The sequence below is a fragment of the Alkalihalobacterium chitinilyticum genome (assembly GCF_029028005.1).
Taxonomy (GTDB): Bacteria; Bacillota; Bacilli; order Bacillales; family Bacillaceae_F; genus Alkalihalobacterium; species Alkalihalobacterium chitinilyticum.
The window spans coordinates 101,483-119,484 of record NZ_JAOTPO010000015.1; the positions used below are offsets into that span (position 1 = coordinate 101,483).

General features: G+C 32.5%; 14 protein-coding genes. 13 read left to right on the plus strand and 1 reads right to left on the minus strand.

The genetic code is table 11. The annotated features are described in order from the left end of the window. Positions 1-207: 207 nt before the first annotated feature. The 5 genes from N7Z68_RS18700 to N7Z68_RS18715 all read left to right on the plus strand — a co-directional run bounded on the left by N7Z68_RS18700 (position 208) and on the right by N7Z68_RS18715 (position 5,899). Positions 208-1,320 (plus strand): ThiF family adenylyltransferase, encoded by a 1,113-nt coding sequence (locus N7Z68_RS18700; RefSeq protein WP_275119992.1) that lies wholly within the window; start codon positions 208-210, stop codon positions 1,318-1,320. Beyond that, positions 1,289-2,128: a DUF2785 domain-containing protein gene (locus N7Z68_RS18705; protein WP_275119993.1), complete on the plus strand. Its 840-nt coding sequence runs from the start codon at positions 1,289-1,291 to the stop codon at positions 2,126-2,128. The genes N7Z68_RS18700 and N7Z68_RS18705 overlap by 32 nt, the downstream gene beginning before the upstream one ends. 1,134 nt (positions 2,129-3,262) lie before the next feature. Continuing rightward, the gene (locus N7Z68_RS24395) at positions 3,263-3,577 is read left to right on the plus strand and encodes a tyrosine-type recombinase/integrase (protein WP_373323197.1); all 315 of its coding nucleotides are present in this window, start codon (positions 3,263-3,265) and stop codon (positions 3,575-3,577) included. 169 nt (positions 3,578-3,746) lie between these two features. Then, positions 3,747-4,520 carry a hypothetical protein gene (locus N7Z68_RS18710; protein ID WP_275119994.1) on the plus strand — a complete coding sequence of 258 codons (774 nt, stop codon included), beginning with the start codon at positions 3,747-3,749 and terminating at the stop codon, positions 4,518-4,520. Between the two features lie 860 nt (positions 4,521-5,380). Then, positions 5,381-5,899, plus strand: coding sequence for a type I restriction enzyme HsdR N-terminal domain-containing protein (locus N7Z68_RS18715; RefSeq protein WP_275119995.1), 519 nt, complete (start codon positions 5,381-5,383; stop codon positions 5,897-5,899). 765 nt (positions 5,900-6,664) lie between these two features. On the opposite strand, the gene N7Z68_RS18720 is transcribed toward N7Z68_RS18715, so the two are convergent. Then, positions 6,665-7,543, minus strand: a complete 879-nt coding sequence (locus N7Z68_RS18720; protein ID WP_275119996.1) for a helix-turn-helix domain-containing protein — start codon at positions 7,541-7,543, stop codon at positions 6,665-6,667. Between the two features lie 447 nt (positions 7,544-7,990). On the opposite strand from N7Z68_RS18720, the gene N7Z68_RS18725 reads away from it, so the two are divergent. The 8 genes from N7Z68_RS18725 (at position 7,991) to N7Z68_RS18760 (ending at position 17,620) form a co-directional block, all read left to right on the plus strand. Then, positions 7,991-8,710: a class I SAM-dependent methyltransferase gene (locus N7Z68_RS18725; RefSeq protein ID WP_275119997.1), complete on the plus strand. Its 720-nt coding sequence runs from the start codon at positions 7,991-7,993 to the stop codon at positions 8,708-8,710. A gap of 21 nt (positions 8,711-8,731) precedes the next feature. Continuing rightward, positions 8,732-10,144, plus strand: coding sequence for a LeuA family protein (locus tag N7Z68_RS18730; protein WP_275119998.1), 1,413 nt, complete (start codon positions 8,732-8,734; stop codon positions 10,142-10,144). A gap of 24 nt (positions 10,145-10,168) precedes the next feature. After that, complete coding sequence (locus N7Z68_RS18735) at positions 10,169-11,386, plus strand: ATP-grasp domain-containing protein (RefSeq protein WP_275119999.1); 1,218 nt, start codon at positions 10,169-10,171, stop codon at positions 11,384-11,386. After that, positions 11,371-13,092, plus strand: a complete 1,722-nt coding sequence (locus N7Z68_RS18740) for an asparagine synthetase B family protein (protein ID WP_275120000.1) — start codon at positions 11,371-11,373, stop codon at positions 13,090-13,092. The genes N7Z68_RS18735 and N7Z68_RS18740 overlap by 16 nt, the downstream gene beginning before the upstream one ends. Positions 13,093-13,117: 25 nt before the next feature. Then, complete coding sequence (locus N7Z68_RS18745) at positions 13,118-14,365, plus strand: ATP-grasp domain-containing protein (RefSeq protein ID WP_275120001.1); 1,248 nt, start codon at positions 13,118-13,120, stop codon at positions 14,363-14,365. 13 nt (positions 14,366-14,378) lie between these two features. Beyond that, the gene (locus N7Z68_RS18750) at positions 14,379-15,146 is read left to right on the plus strand and encodes a class I SAM-dependent methyltransferase (RefSeq protein WP_275120002.1); all 768 of its coding nucleotides are present in this window, start codon (positions 14,379-14,381) and stop codon (positions 15,144-15,146) included. A 30-nt stretch (positions 15,147-15,176) separates the two neighbouring features. Next, entirely contained in the window at positions 15,177-16,112 is a 936-nt protein-coding gene (gene glaH / locus N7Z68_RS18755; protein WP_275120003.1) for a glutarate dioxygenase GlaH, read from the plus strand. 272 nt (positions 16,113-16,384) lie between these two features. Continuing rightward, a complete protein-coding gene (locus N7Z68_RS18760) occupies positions 16,385-17,620 on the plus strand; it encodes an MFS transporter (RefSeq protein WP_275120004.1) in 1,236 nt (411 codons plus the stop codon). The last annotated feature ends 382 nt before the right edge of the window (positions 17,621-18,002 follow it).

The following is an 18,002-nucleotide window of genomic DNA, read 5'->3' on the forward strand; positions in this document are numbered from 1 at the left end:
TAACTATAAATTATGTCTGCCAACGGAACATAGGTAATTTAACCGCTTTCAATTTTTTAACTTTTAATTTCATAATTTACACCACCTTTACTAAATAAAGTAACATCGATGTTCAATTGCTATTTTATTTTAACAATTGTAAATTGTCAATATTTTATATAATATAAAAATATTGTTAGAGAATATAAATTTTGGGAGGTAAGTAAAATGAAACCAGCTGTAAAGGCGATTTATCCAATCATTAAGGAGAATTCTATGTACCAAATTGGGGATGAACCCCATTTTGCTGTAGAGATTGACGATAGTGAGCAGTTTTTTGATAATCTACTTCCGTTACTAAAAGGGGAACTTACAATTCCCGAAATTCATAAATCCTTAGTTAACACTTATCCTGAAATATCATTAGAAGAAGTCAATGAAGCTATAGAAGCCTTAGACGACATGGGGATTTTAGAGAATAGTGATATTGATCAGCAATCAAAACAGTCCCAATTAGAAATTGATAGATACCGAAGTAATATGAACTTTTTCTCTGCTTTTAGTAGTCTTACAGACTCTAAATATGACTTTCAGAATAGGTTAATCCATGCTAAAGTTCTGGTTTTAGGAATGGGAGGGCTTGGGAGTAATGTCCTTTACCAATTAGCCGGACTAGGTGTTGGGCATATTGTGACAGTTGATTATGATGTAGTAGAACTTAAAAACCTAAATAGGCAGGTATTATATTCTGAATCACAACTAGGAAAAAACAAAACAGACGTAGGTATTAGTCGTTTAAAGGATTTTAATTCGAATATTTCCTTCCATACATTTAATAAAAAAATTACATGTGAAAGTGACTTAGAGGAAATTATTACCTCCGATTTAGATTTAGTGATATGTGCTGCTGATTCACCTCCAGTTGACATTATCTTATGGGTTAACAAATATTGTCTTGAGAAAAATGTTCCCTATATCTCAGGAGGAACAGGAGTAACTCTGGGACAATTTTTTACTGTACTACCTCATATCAGTCCTTGTACAGAATGTTATTATTCAGAGATCATTCAACAGAATAAAGCATTATTTGAAGCAACAACTAAATTAACAAATACAAACGCAGCCATTGCACCTAATATCAGTATGGTAGCGTCCTTGATTTGTATGGAATCAATAAGAGTACTCTTAGGAATTGCTGAACCTATATCGGCAGGTAAAAGAACGTTAATCGACTTTATCACTTCGTCTATCACACAAGAAAAAGAATGGAAACGAACTTGTAAGAATTGTGTGGATAATGAGGTAAGGAATGAAACAGATGCTAAAACAACAACTACGTGAAATTAAAGAGAATAAATACTTACCTTACCCTGACACCAATATAAATCAAATCGTTGCCGAAGCCCTTCAAAATATAGGTTCTACCGATCAAGAACTGAGAGACGAATTAATTTATTCTACATTAGCCACCTGGATTCAAAAAGCAGTAATTTCTAACGAACAGCTTCAAAAATTATTAAATGCATTATTAGATGACAAACACCTTTTCTTTAAGATAGGGGAGAGAGGCACCGATTCCGTTTTTGTGCGATCCTTTTCAATGTTACTCATTGCTCCTATTCTTTACGTGAATTTGGATAGGGAATTTTTAAGTACCGAAGATATTGATGTGGTAAAAGAGAAATCCATACTATACCTTGAAAAAGAAATAGATTTACGAGGACATGTTCCTTCTAAGGGGTGGGCCCATTCTTTAGCACACGCTTCAGATACAATCGTGCACCTTATTCCATATCTAGCAAAAGAGGAGCAATTAATCATACTCCATCGAATTGGTAAAAAGTTTCGTACTTTTGATTACGTTTTTCATGATGAGGAAGATGAAAGAGCGGTTAACGCCATAATTAGAATTTTAGATAATGAGATCATTTCGGAAACTGAATTTAATGTCTGGATCGACGACTTAGCTTCTGTTCATTATGATCGTTATGAGGAAGCTTATCGTCTTAAAACAAATATAAAAACTTTAATCCGCAGTCTGTTCTTTAGATGTCAATTTAGTAATTCCACGGCAGTAAAAGTTTACTTACCACTGATAGCTGATACATTAAAATCTTTAGATACTTATTATTACACTGAACATATCTAAGGAGAAATGTTGGCCATGCAAATAGCATGGTCTTTATTTTTTAAGACCAGAATTTTTCTTAAATAAAAAAAATTTTATCAAATCGGGAACCTTTTTTATAATTTTCGTGTCTATATTATTAAACGCGTTCGAACAATTATAAAAACATGGAAAGGATGGACAATTATTCATTTCATACTATAAGAACGAGTTATAAGTCTTATAGCGTCTATCAGCTGTTATTAACTCCAATAAGAATTTAAGAAAAAAACCGTTTCGCCACGACAACTAGTAATTTGTGACTCATTATAGGTTAATAAAATGTTAGATATACTAGACATCTAAAGTAAAGGTGGATATGAAATGAAAAATTTACTAATTATCGTATTAATAGTTATTGGTATATTCACTTTGTTTTAATGTAATTAACTGGATTTTTATTACATAAAAACCCTACATTTACTCGGTTCAAATTATGTTCTTTAAAACTACTAAGATATAAATATTAAAAATACCAATTTCATTAAAGTAAAAAGTTAAAATACTAAATTAATTTGGAGCGAATTATCACGTTCTTGCACAAAATAAGCCATTATTTAAACATTAAACTGGGGATCATGTCTGCAACTGTTCCAGAATAATTTTAGAAAATACGTTGAAACACACTTATAGCTAACGTTTCAGCGCAAATAAAGAGGGGGTACAGTCAGGAGAATACAAATTTACAACACTAAGGCTTTTAATATAGCGCATTTTCACTATTAATGATAAAGGGTGTCGTTGAACGGAGTGTGATAAAAACTTGAAAGAACGTTCTAGAAAAAAATATAGAAGTGAAGTGATGAATGAAAAAGGTAGTGAAAGTGAGTGAGTGGCCAAAAACTATCCCACAGCCATCCATGGAGAGTATTGAAAAAGAAAAAGGAAAAAAGAAACAAAAAGATTGAAAATGCGAAAAGAAAAACATAGATCCCCTACAGTTCGAAAAGAACTTAAAATCTTCCAATACATCCTCATCATGATCTGCCATATTGACAACGCCTTTTTATGATAAAGCTACTGCTCTTCTTGAACAATCGCATGCGTTAGTGCGATAAGCATCGTTAAAAAGATTACCCGTTCCTTCCTGTTCAGCAGCAACCAGAGAAGGAGTTAATTCTTTTTCGTCAATTTGCGATCAAATGGTATGAGGTAGACTACTATCGAAGTGTTAGGGCATCGACATTTAAAAATCGACGTTTCTATTTAGATAAACACATCCTTCCTTTTTTGGGTGATAGGTACCTGCATGAAATAACGGGGGATGTTATTAACGAATTTTATGCTGAGTTGAAACGTAAAGGATATGCTCCTAAAACCATCAGTAGTATTCATAAGTTTTTATCCCGTTTACTAAAATCTTCTGTTAAAAAGGGATATATAGAGGTACATCCAATGGAAGAATTAGAACTAAGCCCAAGGTCCCATTAGAGAAGATGGGGATTACGCTTGTAAGAGAAGTTCGGAATTTTTTCCGAGGAAGAAGTGATCAGATAGCCATAGTCTTCTGAAGCAACTCTCCATTTTTTGACCTAATATAGAATGTTTGTTAGAGTAATAAAGAACTAGGATATATTACATAAAAAAGGGGTATTTTGGTATGGAAAAATGGAAGTATGTAGTTTTATCATCTGTGTTGATTACAGGATTAGCAGCATGTTCGAACGACGATGTAAGTGAGGTGAGTGCCGAACCAGTAGAAGAGGAAGAGGTTCAGCAAGAGACTTCAAGTAATGCTTATGAAGGACAAACGTATGAATTAGAATTTGGTAAATCGATTACCATCATGGATGGTCAAGATATTCATCTTCAACAAAGTGAGACTTCTGCTAGAATCCAACCTAATTTAAGTTTAGAAGATTTTATGCCAGAAATTGAAGGGGAGCTTGAAGATCAACCCGAGGAGTTCTTCTTAGAATTTGAAGAAAACCGTGAAAAAGCACGTGAAGAACTAACGCAAGCTATCATCGATCATCCCTATGGAGAAGCTGGTTTATATGTTGGTATGTCGGTAAGAACCAATGTGGAGGGAGAAATTGTTACTACTCCTATAGATAAAGAACTAGAAAAAACAACGACGATGCAAATGCTAGAATATGCGAACCCTGTGCAAGATGCAGAATATTCGGTGACTGAAATGGATCTTTCGGAAGAACCGTTATTCGATGGTAAGTTCGATTATTATATCAAAATCGAAGGAACGTATGCGGAATACGGAAACCATGATAATCACCTTAACGGTAAAGAGTTCGTTCGACATTTTTTAGTAAAAATTGAAGATCATATTACATACAGTGTTAATGTAGTATACACACCAGATACAAGTGAAGAAGTTGTTGAAAACTTATTTTTAATGGCCTCTACATTTGAATAATTGTGAGGAAGGCAGAGACTAAATACTCTTCTCTGCCTTTTTGTGTGGAATAGAGGATAACAACCTGCATTAATCCGTCAGGAGCAGGTTGTTGTCGCCAGAAATCGCCGGACGTAACAAATTTAACCTCTACGCTTTAGTATCTTAAATACGTTAATAGGGCTTAAAATAGGTTGAATTAATGAGCTTTAATTAACGAAAAATACTTTTTCTAAGATTAAATGTGGACTTTTTATGGTAATGCATGTGGTCAATTTATAAAAGATCCCAATGTTATCACTTTTAGCTTAGTTTTTTTAGAAGGGGATTTTGATATTAGGTCGATTTCTCATATTGTCAGGAAGTACTGCTACTGTAGAGTATAATAACAAGCTTTCTTTCATTCGCACAACTCTATGTCCATTTCCATTTCGTCTAACAGTTTAATGTTTTTTCTCATTTCTTTAGCCGCATGTTCTTTAGTGTAAATTTCATTATTATCCAATAAACTAAGCATTCTAAGACAATTTAATTTAATTTCAACAATACCCATTTTTCAATAATCCTCATTACCATTTTCTCCTTTCAAGAACAGCACTTGTTTATTACAAAATACAGTACTGTTTAGAGTAGGCAAATAGTATATGAATATACAGGACAATCACATTAAAAAAACTAATTTATGATTTTCTTGAATTATATTGATTTCTAAAAGCTAAAAAATGTAGTAACCCTTGCTGGTTCGATTCCCAGCTGTCAGGTAAAACTCTTTTATTTTAAAAAAAAGAAAAATTCTAAAAAATGATGCATTTATTAATAATAACTAATAATAAAATATGTGGCAATAAGGTAATAATACTCTATGCAAGGAGAGGGAGAACATGAGCATAAAAATTAACTGGAAAAATTATATGCTTCCCAAAATTTATACAACCATAAAAACAGAACGGAAGCTTTTTACGCATCCGATTCATGGACGTACTTTACTTGAAGCTAAACCTGAAGAAATTGTTAGACAGAAAGTTATACAATTTTTATTTCAAGAGATGAAAGTTCCTTTAATAGAAGATGTGATTAGATTAGAGGATAGTATGTACTTCTTTAATAATGAACAAAAAGGTAGGGCTGATATTGTTGTTTATGCTGAAGATAATGAAGGTTATTATGTACCAGTTTTAGTTATAGAATGTAAGGCCAACCATATACCCATTACAAATGCTGTATTTGAACAGGCTAGAAAATATGATGAGATACTTGGAGCCAATAATATTCTGATTACTAATGGCTTATCTCTGGAGTTTTACACTTGGGATAGAGACAATGAAGAATATATAAAACTAAATAAGGTCCCAACCTATGAAGATCTAACAAGAAGGGAGGGTTTAAGGCCGATATCGTAGGAATGATAGTGGCATAAGAAAGTGGTCAAATCTTGATAAATCCTTAATGTAACTTTTTTCTTTCAAGACATGAAAATAATTATTTTGTATGATTCATCTTTTGCATAAAACTTGCTTCTTATGAAACAGAAAAAGTATTGATATTATTAAAGAACATTTACTTCGGAGCCTTTTTCATGATTAAATCTATCTCTAACCAATATCCTCTGTCGTGAAAATATTTATAAAACTGATATTGATTAGAGAATACGGGCAAAGTTTGTACTTCTTTATCTAACATATTGGTTTTATATATAACAGTATCTCCAGTTTTTAAAGGATAGCTATATTTATTATGTTCAGTCAATTTGCACTACTTATCTAGTTACTAAAATTAATCTTAAAAACAATTTTGTTGTTTTAATCATTAATCAACGTTTATAATTTTTAAAACGTTTTTTGTTAGTCAGAACGACTAAAAGGGCAGTAATAGAGAAAGAAACAAAAGATTTAGGAAGTCTGAATATACGTTATATTAGTTATTCTAATGCTTATTCAACCTAAATTATTTCATCATCGGGAATATTTTGTTTATTATTATAAATTACGTTTCCAAAGTTACTAGCTGTTAAATCCCCATCGATTGGACTCTCTATTGCTTTATAAATATCATTCACCTTTAAATCAATGTTTCCCCTGTACCCTAACAGTGAAAGTCTATGTAATTTTTTGTTATATTTTATAAAATTATTGGTTAAGGCCGAAATCTTATAAAACAGCTTATGATTAACTTTTCGTCATAATTTTCATTTCTTCTTTTAGATAAGCAATAAATTCAGGGACGGGCTTTAACTCATAGATCCAAAGAGCCTCTTTTAAGAGTTCTATACACGTATCTCTTTTTGAAGGATCATATCGAAAGAGGGCGCAACCTTTTTGAAAAAGGATATGACCAAATAAGTAAAGCTGATCCTCTTCAATACAGGTATTATAAGCCTTATCAATATACTTAAGTGCTTCCTCGTATTCTTTTCGCTCATAAGAATTGACACTTGCATTATAAAGAATTCGGATTACTAGGCGTTTATCTCGGACGAAAAGTAGTGAGTCAACATTTCTTAGTAAAGATTTATAAATCTCAGCTGCATGCTCCAAATCACCAGACAAACTATATATAATAGCTTGTGACGCAAGAATGTCAATTTCGGTTTCTGTGTATTGATTTTGTAATGTCCCCATATAAAGGGATTTATTTAGTAATTCTAACGCTTTTTCTCTATCTTTATGTAAATAGTAAGTACAAATTCCTTCTCTCCAATAAAGGTACTGTTGTAAATGCCGTTTATTGAATAAAGGATTTACTTTTTCCTGTTTTACAATATTCATTACCTCTTGATATTCACAATTTCCTATATGTTTATCTATAGTATTCATTACTTCCTTCACATAATTATAACCATGACTAGAAATATCGTCAAAAAAGTAATTTGAGTCAACCCCAAGTTTTATTGCAATTTGGTGTAATAATGGGGCTGTCGGAATAGCTGTATTGTTTTCTATTCTGCTTATAAGTCCTTGTGTACAGATATCTTTACATAGTGCTCTCTGAGACATCTTCAAATGCTCTCGTAAATCTTTAATTCTATCTCCTAATAAATATTCCACAGAATACCTCCCTATTAATATGTTAATCACGAAATAAGGAAAAAAGATCTTTTTTAAGATAATACCAAATTTTCTCCTAAAAATTAAGATTACCTCCTAATTCAGGAATTTTTTAACTGTGCAATAATATTAAAAAGGGGGGATATCTATGAAAAAATTATTAGTTTTGTCATTAGTAACTGTAGCCCTATTTGGGTTCTCCATTTCTTCATTTGCTGGAGATGAGCATAAAACAGATGGACCACCATACATCCACGGTTAATACTATTATGAAAAAATTTTACCTATATTTTTCAGACTCTTCGGTAAATTAGTCTTCGAAGGTAACATGTGTCAACCCACAAGTGTTTATTAGTCTTTTCATCTCTTTAGGTAATCATTATTAACACATTTGGACTATTTAAAAAAGCCTAGTTAGAAAGTAGATTATTGAAATGGGAGGTATATATGAAACAAGTTGCATGGGACTCAGTAGGATTAAATTTTTGGAAGTTAGGAAGGGATACTGCCAAACCATCAAGTGACACTTTAGATTGGTATACAGAAAATGTTACTGAGACTAACAGTGTTTTAATTATAGGTGGAACAACGGTTGACCTTATAAATGCTATGGAAGTAGTGGGAGCTAAAGTTTCGGTTGTTGATTTTTCCTCTAGAATATGTAATGAACTGCGCGACTATGTTTCAGCACAAACAAAAATTATTAATCAAGATGTCGTAAACGATTTTAAAAATTGGGGCGAAACTTATGATTTAATCTGTTCCGATACTCTAATAAATAGGTTCGATCAAGATGAAGCAAATCGTTTCCAAGAGAATTTGTATAACATCTTAAAAGATAACGGCAAAATGAAGTCTACTGTAAAGATAGGAATGTATCCAATGGACCATGAACTAATTCAATTTGCTAAGAATAATGAAATATCTATAGATTTCTGGGATGAAGATAGTAATACTATGGATTATTCAAAAGCTAAACCAATTCTTGAAAACGCTTTAATTCCTCATGGAAATATTAATAAAGAAGACTTAATAGCTTGGTATGGAAATAGGTGTAAAGAAAAACGTTTTTATGAAAATGATCTCCGGCTATTGTTTAATAGTTGGTCTAGCGTAAGTATTATTAGGGACTACAATGATAGGGTTAAAGTAGAAGTCCAAAAATAATCCAAGTCGGAGAGGTGTTATATGAATAAACCTATTAAAATCTTAGATTCAACATTAAGAGAAGGTGAACAACAGTCAGGGGTAAGATTTTCTGTTGAAGATAAAATTTATATAATGAAATTACTAGAAGAATTCGGAGTCGATATAATTGAAGTTGGTCATCCTGGTATTTCCTTGGAAGATGAGAATATCTGTAGAGAGGTAGTTCTAAATTCTAGTAAAGCTGAATTGTTAATGCATTCCAGAGCTAATCTAGAGGAAGTAAGAGCTGTAAAGAGAACAGGAGCGCATTGGATTGGTATTTGGGCTTCATTTAATAATATATCACTAGAGAATAAATTTGGAGGAAACGACATATCTTATGTCTCTATGAAAACAAAACAAGCAATTGAAGAAGCAAAAAAACTTAATCTAAAAGTTAGGTTTACAATTGAGGATGCCTCGAGAACACCTTACCCGACCATTGATAATATTGTAAAGATTGCTCTTGATGCTGGTGCGGATTGTATTAGTATAGCTGATACGGTTGGAATTTTTAACACTGAAACTTGTAAGAAACTTGTTACATATCTAAAAAATAGATATGGGTGTATTTTAGAGATACATTTACATAATGATTTAGGTCTCTCTTTGTCAAATGCACTAACAGCAATTAATTGTGGAGTCGATATTGTTGATACAACAGTTTTGGGAATAGGTGAAAGGGCAGGTATTGTAGATTTAATACAGTTAGCTACAGCTTTAACTAAATTTGGTTACAGTAATAATTTTAATCTAGCGTTAGTCGGAAAGTTAACAAATTCCGTTTCATTAGCAACAGGATATAAACCCGATGACACAAGACCAATTATAGGAAAAAATGTTTTCACACATACTTCGGCTTATCATGTCAAAGCGGTTCAAAGTAATCCGGCAACATATGAACCCTTTGATCCTAAGCTAGTAGGTCGAGAAAGAGTTCTAAAAGATAAAAGACCAACTATTTCAGAAGCCAAGCTTCCCTTTAAACCTTCTATAAAAAAACCATTTATAAAGGGGGCTTCGGAACTAAAGTATCATACTGATGGTCCTGGGATACGTTGGGTTCATTTAGATTCAAGAGTTGACAACAAAGCCTCTTTTTATGTTATTCAAAGGTTTTTTGATGATATAAAGAATAGTACTGAAAAACATGTTGATAAACATACTCATCATTGTGATAGTGCTTTTATATTCTGGGGAGAGAATGCGGATGGAACAGGTCTGACATGTTGTGTACAAATGAATGGTGAAGAACATATTGTACACAGTCCTACTACAGTTTTTATTCCTGCATTTATAGAGCATTCTTACCACTATATTTCTGGTAAAGGTTCGTTTACCAATATAGTCTTATCACCTGATTATAACCAAAGCCTTTTTGAGTCCAATACTAGTCTGGTGTTTTCGAATTAATCAGAAGAATAGGTGGTGTAAAAAATGAAAACTCTGTTAGTTATAAAATCTGGGTATCCATTGCCACTTAGAATGCCAGCTTACAGAGAGTTCTTTAGGTTAGGTTGGAAAATTGTGGTTGTAGATAAAGTGCAAAATCAGTCATTACGATTTGCTGATGAGGTTATTATCCATGATCTGGATAATTTAGAAGAGTTGCATAAAATTATTCTTTGTAGAGTTGGTAAACCAGATGGAATTTTAACTTTCAATGACTCAGCTTTAGTTCAAACTGCAATACTGGCGGAACTCTTGGAACTTCCGTTTCTAAATAAAGATATAGCTAAAATTGCCACGAATAAACTTTTGCAAAAGAAGTGTTTTGACATGTACAATATACCAACTGCAAAATGGATGGAAATAAGCTCTCCCAATGAAGCAATTGAGCCATTAAAGGAATGGCACTATATGGTATTGAAGCCGGTTGACCGTTCTGCAAGTGCAGGGGTCAGTAAAATTGGTAATGCTAAAGAAATAAGCAAGGCTTTTCAAATTGCAGTAAATGAATCAACAATAGGAAAAGTAATAATTGAAGAATATATCGAAGGTCCGGAAATAAGTGTTGAGACTATATTCATTCGTGGAGAACATAAAGTTATTAGTATCACAGATAAGATTACTACTGAAGGGAATACTTTTGTTGAAATTGGCCACAGTACCCCCTCTAGACATTCAAAAGAAATTATTGAAAAAGTAAAAGAGCTCACAATAAACGCATGTACTGCTTTAGACTTAAATTATGGCGCCGCTCACACAGAAATCAAACTATCAAATAGAGGACCGATAATTATTGAAGTAAATCCTAGACTTGCTGGTGATTGTATAGTCGATCTAATTGATTTGTCGCTAGGAATAAATCTATACAAGTTTTATGGGAAAACAGCTTTAGATGAAAGTATAAGTCTTGATGAAATAACACCCAAGTATCAACAAGGTGCTGCTATCAGATTTCAACCTAGTAAAAAAAATGGAGTTTTAATTGATGTCAAATCCTCAGTGGCAGAGTATCCTGCATGGCTAAAAGAAATAAGTGTATTTCAAGCATTAAATGTTCCTATGCCCGATATTGACTCAAATGCTGGCCGAATTGCTTATGCAATCACCACTGGAAAAAATGGTCAAGAGGCTCTAGAAAATGCGGAAAATGCTTTGTCAAGTATATCCTTTACTTTTAAGGAGGAGGCAAAATGTGTGGAATTATAGGTATATTTTCACGAGAAAAGGCCAGTCTAGATGATATTTTCACAATAATAAAAAAACTGAAAAAGCGGGGTCCTGATGGATTAGGTTTATTACAAAATAATAGCTACTCAATTGGGGGAACAAGACTTTCAATTACAGGACCACAAACAATACCAGTACCTTTAATTAACAATTTAAGCAATTGGGGAATTGTTTATAACGGGGAAATTTATAATTTACAACCAAATTCGGATGTTACAGATACGGAAATCTTATTGGAATGCTTGGAACAAAATCCTTTAAGTAATCATTTTGATGGTATGTTTGCTTACTGTTTTTTTAATTTAAATAATGGTTTTGCATATATAAACCGTGACTACTTTGGTATAAAACCACTTTATTACCTAAAAGGCGATAAAGAATTTAGATTCTGCTCAGAAGTTTTCGGGCTTAATCAAAATGACAAAAAAATTAGCATATCTCCACAGTTGCTTTTTGAATATCTCTCTATAGGTATGAGTTTAGATAATAATACAATGTTCAATGATATTTACTCTTTTCCAACGGACAAAATTCTAAAAATTCAGCAAGAGGAAAAAATTATTAATTACAGTTTTATTAATAAAACACCTAAAACCGAAGAAATTAATAATGGTAATTCCTTATTAGACTCTTTAAGAGATGCGGTGCTAGAGTGTGCAAATACTAAGAAACCACTTGGTCTTTTTCTAAGTGGGGGGATTGATTCAACAGCTATTGCATTCATATTAGCAAAGAATGAAGTCAAAGATATAAAAACATTCAGTCTCTTGTTAGGAGAAGATGGGGTAGAGTCCTTAAATGATCTAAACTTGCCGGGTGAGTCCTGGAAGACTTGGGAACACTATACTCTCCGACCAAGTAATGATGATATTAATAATGCTTTTACTATGGTTTTGAACATTACATCAGAACCTTGCTTCCCTATGAGTAGTATTTACACTTATTTATTGTCTGAAATGGCTTCTAAAGAAAAAATAAAAGTAGTCTTATCAGGCGAAGGAGCCGATGAACTTTTTTTGGGTTACCAAAGTTACCTAGACTTTATCGAAAAGCAAGATAGTAACTTTGTTAATTTTTACTTGAATAAGCAATCCACTGTACTAGTAGAAAATATGATTGAGAGTGCACATTCCACAAAAAAAATAACTGAACAAAAGCTAAATGATTTTGCTGAAAATGAAACTGGGTTGATAAATCAATTGTTAGCCGCTGAAAGAATTGTTAGTTTAAGGCCATTATTAAATAGAATAGATAATACTAGCATGTTTCACTCTATTGAAATACGAGTTCCATTTCTACATGGAGATGTCCCCACAAAGGCAAAAATACTTATGAGTAATATAAGTATAGGTGATATAAAAGGTACTAAGCCTTTATTAAGGGCTGAATTAAAGCCTATATTAAGTGATAGATTAGTAAATACGCCTAAAAGACCTTTAAGATTAAATCTAAAAGAATATTTCCTTCATAATAAGCTGGAAGACCTGTTTGAAAGTCTAAATATAAAAGAAATTCAATCTTATTTGCCATTAAACGAAAAAGAATTAAAGAGTTTCCTAGAGAATTTAAAAAGAAATGCTCCTACAGAAGAAGCATTAATCGTTGCTATTAGGTTGTATCAAATTTGTTACTTTATAAGACGTACAGGTGTTACTGATGAACAAAAAGTATTAGAGAAGGTCTAATTCTAATTATATAGGAGATGAATTTATGAACGTACTTCTTATAGGTTTGAATAAGTCATGGGCTGAAACGTTAAATCATATAAGTAAAATAAATCTTTATGTAATCGAAGAACCAGATTTGTGGAAAAACAAACGGATGTCACAAAGTGACTATCCTAATATAAAGGAAGTTAAACTATTAGAATATCAATTTAAAGAGAAAGATGAATTAAACCAGATTATTAATTATGCAAACAGTATTAAGGCAGATGTTATTATACCAGGATTAGAGTACTCCGTAGCTCCTGCAAGCTATGTAGCCTCTACTTTAAATTTACCTAACCTTGGTGTAGAAGCTGCTAATACATTAACTAACAAGCATTCTTTAAGGAAAATGATGAAAAAAACTAAGGTGTCTCAACCTAGGTATAAAAAAGTATCTAATATAGATGAGGTAAGAGAATTTTTTGAAGGTCCCATTGTTATCAAGCCCTCTAATAGACAAGCAAGTGCCGGGGTTATAAAGGTTTACGACGAGAAAGATATTGAAACTTCGTGGGAACATTCTCGAGGATTTAACGAAGGGGTCCATGTTACTGAACGTAATATTAAAGAGGAGTTTCTCGTAGAAGAATTATTAACTGGCCAAGAGATTAGTGTCGAGGTTCTTGTAAGTAGAGGAAATATTAAATTTTTTAATGTGACAGTTAAAGAAACGATGGATGGGAAGTTCCCAGTAGAAATTGGACACTATCTACCAGGTAACTTTCCAGAAGACCTTAATAATAAATTGAAATTAAACATAAAAAGTTTAATAAATCAGCTAGATATTCAAACTGGTATTTTACATGCAGAATGGATAATTGTTAATGAGACACCTTATCTAATAGAGTGTGCAGGAAGGGCTCCAGGTGATTACATTTTTCAGATGATTAAATTAGCTTATGATTTTTGTCCTTATACAGCTATGCTGGATATCTACTCAAATGAAGAAACTCACATTAACCCAAAGGAAAATAGAGGTGTTGCTATAACTTTCCTCTCAACTCTTGAAAACGGCTACTTAAAAGCTATAAAAGGTTTAGATGACGTCAAACTAAAACCTGAAGTTTTAAATACTGCACAATTTGTAGAGGTTGGTGGTGAAGTTACTACTCTAAAAAGCTCTTGGGATAGATTAGGTATGATTATGTGTAGTGGAACGACAGGGCAAGATGCATTAGAAAATACAAGAAGGTATAGGGAAACGGTAATCTTTGAAGTTGAAAGTACAACTGTAACTAACAGACCATAATGGGGGGTTCTACATGAATATTGATTTTGGATTAACTGCAAATGATTACAGTAAGTATAGAGTGCAGTATCCAGACAAGTTGTTTATTAAGCTTCAAAATTGGGGAGTGGGAATCAAAGGACAATCTTTACTAGATATTGGTACAGGTACAGGCTTTCTTGGTAGAAAATTCGCTGAAAAAGGTTTAGAAGTTACAGGCGTTGATATATCCGAAGAACTTTTAAATGAAGCGAGAATATTAGATCAAGAGTATGGTTTAAAAATCAATTATGTTAATTCGAAAGCAGAAAAATTACCTTTTGATGATAACCATTTTGATATTGTTACTGCAGCGCAATGTTGGCATTGGTTTAATAGCACAGAAGTCTTACATGAGATCAAAAGGGTTCTAAAAGAAGATGGGAAATTAATTATTTTACATTTGGATTGGTTACCTATTAAAGATAATGTAGTCTCTAAAACTGAAGAATTAATACTTTTATATAACCCTAAATGGACCGGGGACGGAGGAAATGGAATGTATCCGGCCTGGTTAACACAAGTTTCAGAGGCAGGTTATAGAAATATTGAAACCTTTACATTTGATTTAGATGTAAATTTTAGCCATGATACTTGGAGAGGCAGAGTTAGAGCTAGTGCAGGTGTAGGTGCAAGCCTAACAGAAAGCAGCGTGAAAAATTTTGACGCTGATCTTCAGAAATTACTTAAAGATGAGTTTCAAGAAAATTTAATCATCCCACATAGAATTTTTTGTTTAGTTTGTACACGTCCTAATACCTAAAACCCATATTAATCATTGGAGGTTATTTAGATGAAAACAGTTGAACAAACTCAACTCATTAATCATATTCAGAGTAACCAGAATTTCAAAGTCGAAGTAAATCCTCAGCATAAACGCTTATTATTAGTTACTATTAACGAAGAAATTTTAGATATATTTTATACAGAGGTCGAAAAAATTGATTTACAAAGACTTAAATATGTGGAATTTGAACGATATTATTTAGCGAATAAACTTGATGAGTTAATTGGTAATAACTTTGCATCCGTCTTAACTGGCATTCTAAAAGATAGATATTTCGGCGGGTTTTCTTTAAATGGCAATAGCGAATTAAGTAATAAAACCAACTTCATTAAATTATCAACAGCAATTACACATTGTGTAGGTAAACCAATGTTTGATGCAATGACTGGAAATTACTATGCAGAGTTTGCGGTCAAGCATACAGATGATAGTGATACGTACCTGAGATCAGCGTATAAGAGTTTACATTTACATTCTGACGGCGCATATGAAGCTGATATCGTTGAATGGTTATTAATGATGAAACTTGATGAACAAAATGCAGAAGCAGGAAATTCTAAACTGCTTCATATAGATGATTGGAAAGACCAGAAGATCTTTAGTGAAAATCCACTAGGTCTAGAAAATGTCAAAAGACAAGGAGCAAAGAGTAAAAATGTGGAAGCACCTCAATACCGTCCTACATTTTTTGAACACAATGGGTCAACGTGTATTTGTTATGCTGAACAAAACATTAAACCTAAAAACATGGAACAAGCCATGTATTTTAAAGAAATGTTTAATTCGCTAGAAGAATCAGAAGCTTGTGTATCTTTCCATATTCCAATTGGGGAACTTGTAGTGTTAAATAATCTATTCTGGTTACATGGTAGGGAACCATTTAAAAAGCATGAAAATTTAAATAGAGTTTTATTGAGGCAAAGAGGTCGGTTTGTTAGATAGGTCTAAAATTTAAGCCTACATTCTAATATAGTTGTATTGTTGGGGGATAACCATCAGGCAATAATAATGGCCTGATGGTTATCCCTTATATTAGATATATTTGTGGGTCCTAACTTTTGAAAAGCGAATTGACATTGCAGCTATTTATCCTGATTTTGTAAAAATGACATAAGGTTACTCTTTTTTTAAGTTTGTTTCGATTTCTTAAGACCTTCCAAAGTTCAGCAGCTATAAGTTGTTTCGCTCTAGTAAAAAATCTAAAGGAGTTAACAATGAATGAATTGATTAAAAATAAATCATTTTTATTAATTGTATTTGGACAAGGGAGTTCAGGTTTAGGCAATACGTTCTCTGTATTTATAATGTCCTGGTTACTTTATGATTTAACGGGTTCAATTTTTGCAATGGGAACTATCTGGTTTGTATATGTTACTTCAATGATAATCTGTCATATTATTTCGGGACCTTACCTTGATAGATACGATAAAAAGTATATTATGATCTTCTCTGAATGGATGAAAGCATTAATATTTGTTCTCCCATTTATCAGTTTAATTAGTGGCAATTTAACCGCAGAAATACTTTACATCGTTGTTATCTTACTTGGTCTGATAGAACCGTTATTTAGACCGGCATGCATGTCATATTTAACTTCAATCATTAAAGAGAAGAATTTATTAAAGGCAAATGCTACATTAGAGTCAGTTTTACAAATTATGATGGTTGTTGGACCTTCCTTAGGAGGTTTGTTGATAGGAATTTTTAAACCGGAGACAGTAATTTTTACATTGATAATAGTACTTACCTTTTCTGGAGTTATGTTACTATTTGTTCCAAAAGAAAACAGAAGTTGGGTAACTGAAGAAAGAAGCAGTTGGTTTAGTGAATTTAAAGAAGGGTTAAATTTTTTTAAACAAAATAGATTATTTTTATGGATTGCCGGATTGATTTTTTTTGTTAATTTGGGTTCAGGAGCAACACAACCAATGTTATTACCTTTTGTACTTGAAGTATTGAATGGTAATTCACTCCAGTATGGATTTATTAGTTCCGGGGTAGCTTTTGGCATGTTATTAGGGTCGTTGTTAGTATCACACTTGAGGAAGATTGGGAGTTTGAAACTTATCATGTTAGGAGCACTTACACTTTCAGGGTTTTGTTTAATGTGGATAGGAAGTGTATCAGAATTCTACTTGGCTTTTTCTTTAATACTATTATATGGTTTGTTTATTGTTACTTTTAACATTAATAATACGACATTGTACCAGCAACGAGTGCCTGCTAACATAAGAGGTAGGGTATTTCTTGTAAGAGGATTACTTGCTAGAATCGGAATTCCTGTAGGAGCAATAATTGGTGCTCTTATAGCTGAGTTTATTGGATTTAGATCTTTGTTCATGTTATTAGGGGCCTTAACCATTATACCTTGTATTATTGCATGGAACTTACCTTCATTTAATCAATTAAATAGTTATAAAGAGCAAGATGAAAATAAAGTCAGTATTTAATGATAGCGATGTATAGGGTAGGTCTATTCCCATAGTTATCGCCAATATTTGAAGTGAATGGAAATGTTTTAATACTAGGAAGCCTTTGAAATTTGTGAGGGTGTGCCTCCCACAAATTTCAAAAGTCACCAAGAGGAGCGCGGTATCTTACCCCAACATTTTATGTAGAACCCTACTTTCATTATTAGATGATTTTTTTCTTGTAGTCAGGAATTCATTGTTTTCATACTCACTCAAGTGAGATACATCATTTGTTGCGCAGCATTCCTGTAGTGCGTTAATTTTGACTTTGAAAAAAATAGAGCCCCTCAGTAAGATATGAGTATAGACACCACTCTAAAACTCAACCTTAAGGAGGAAGCTCTTATATGAAGTTTAAAAT

Excerpts from the sequence above, each read along its gene's own strand:
- N7Z68_RS18705 (WP_275119993.1), top strand. The coding sequence starts at position 1,289 with ATGAAACAGATGCTAAAACAACAACTACGTGAAATTAAAGAGAATAAA.
- N7Z68_RS18700 (WP_275119992.1), top strand. The coding sequence starts at position 208 with ATGAAACCAGCTGTAAAGGCGATTTATCCAATCATTAAGGAGAATTCT.
- N7Z68_RS18710 (WP_275119994.1), top strand. The coding sequence starts at position 3,747 with ATGGAAAAATGGAAGTATGTAGTTTTATCATCTGTGTTGATTACAGGA.
- N7Z68_RS18745 (WP_275120001.1), top strand. The coding sequence starts at position 13,118 with ATGAACGTACTTCTTATAGGTTTGAATAAGTCATGGGCTGAAACGTTA.
- N7Z68_RS18760 (WP_275120004.1), top strand. The coding sequence starts at position 16,385 with ATGAATGAATTGATTAAAAATAAATCATTTTTATTAATTGTATTTGGA.
- N7Z68_RS18750 (WP_275120002.1), top strand. The coding sequence starts at position 14,379 with ATGAATATTGATTTTGGATTAACTGCAAATGATTACAGTAAGTATAGA.
- N7Z68_RS18740 (WP_275120000.1), top strand. The coding sequence starts at position 11,371 with ATGTGTGGAATTATAGGTATATTTTCACGAGAAAAGGCCAGTCTAGAT.
- glaH (WP_275120003.1), top strand. The coding sequence starts at position 15,177 with ATGAAAACAGTTGAACAAACTCAACTCATTAATCATATTCAGAGTAAC.
- N7Z68_RS18730 (WP_275119998.1), top strand. The coding sequence starts at position 8,732 with ATGAATAAACCTATTAAAATCTTAGATTCAACATTAAGAGAAGGTGAA.
- N7Z68_RS18725 (WP_275119997.1), top strand. The coding sequence starts at position 7,991 with ATGAAACAAGTTGCATGGGACTCAGTAGGATTAAATTTTTGGAAGTTA.
- N7Z68_RS18715 (WP_275119995.1), top strand. The coding sequence starts at position 5,381 with ATGAGCATAAAAATTAACTGGAAAAATTATATGCTTCCCAAAATTTAT.
- N7Z68_RS18735 (WP_275119999.1), top strand. The coding sequence starts at position 10,169 with ATGAAAACTCTGTTAGTTATAAAATCTGGGTATCCATTGCCACTTAGA.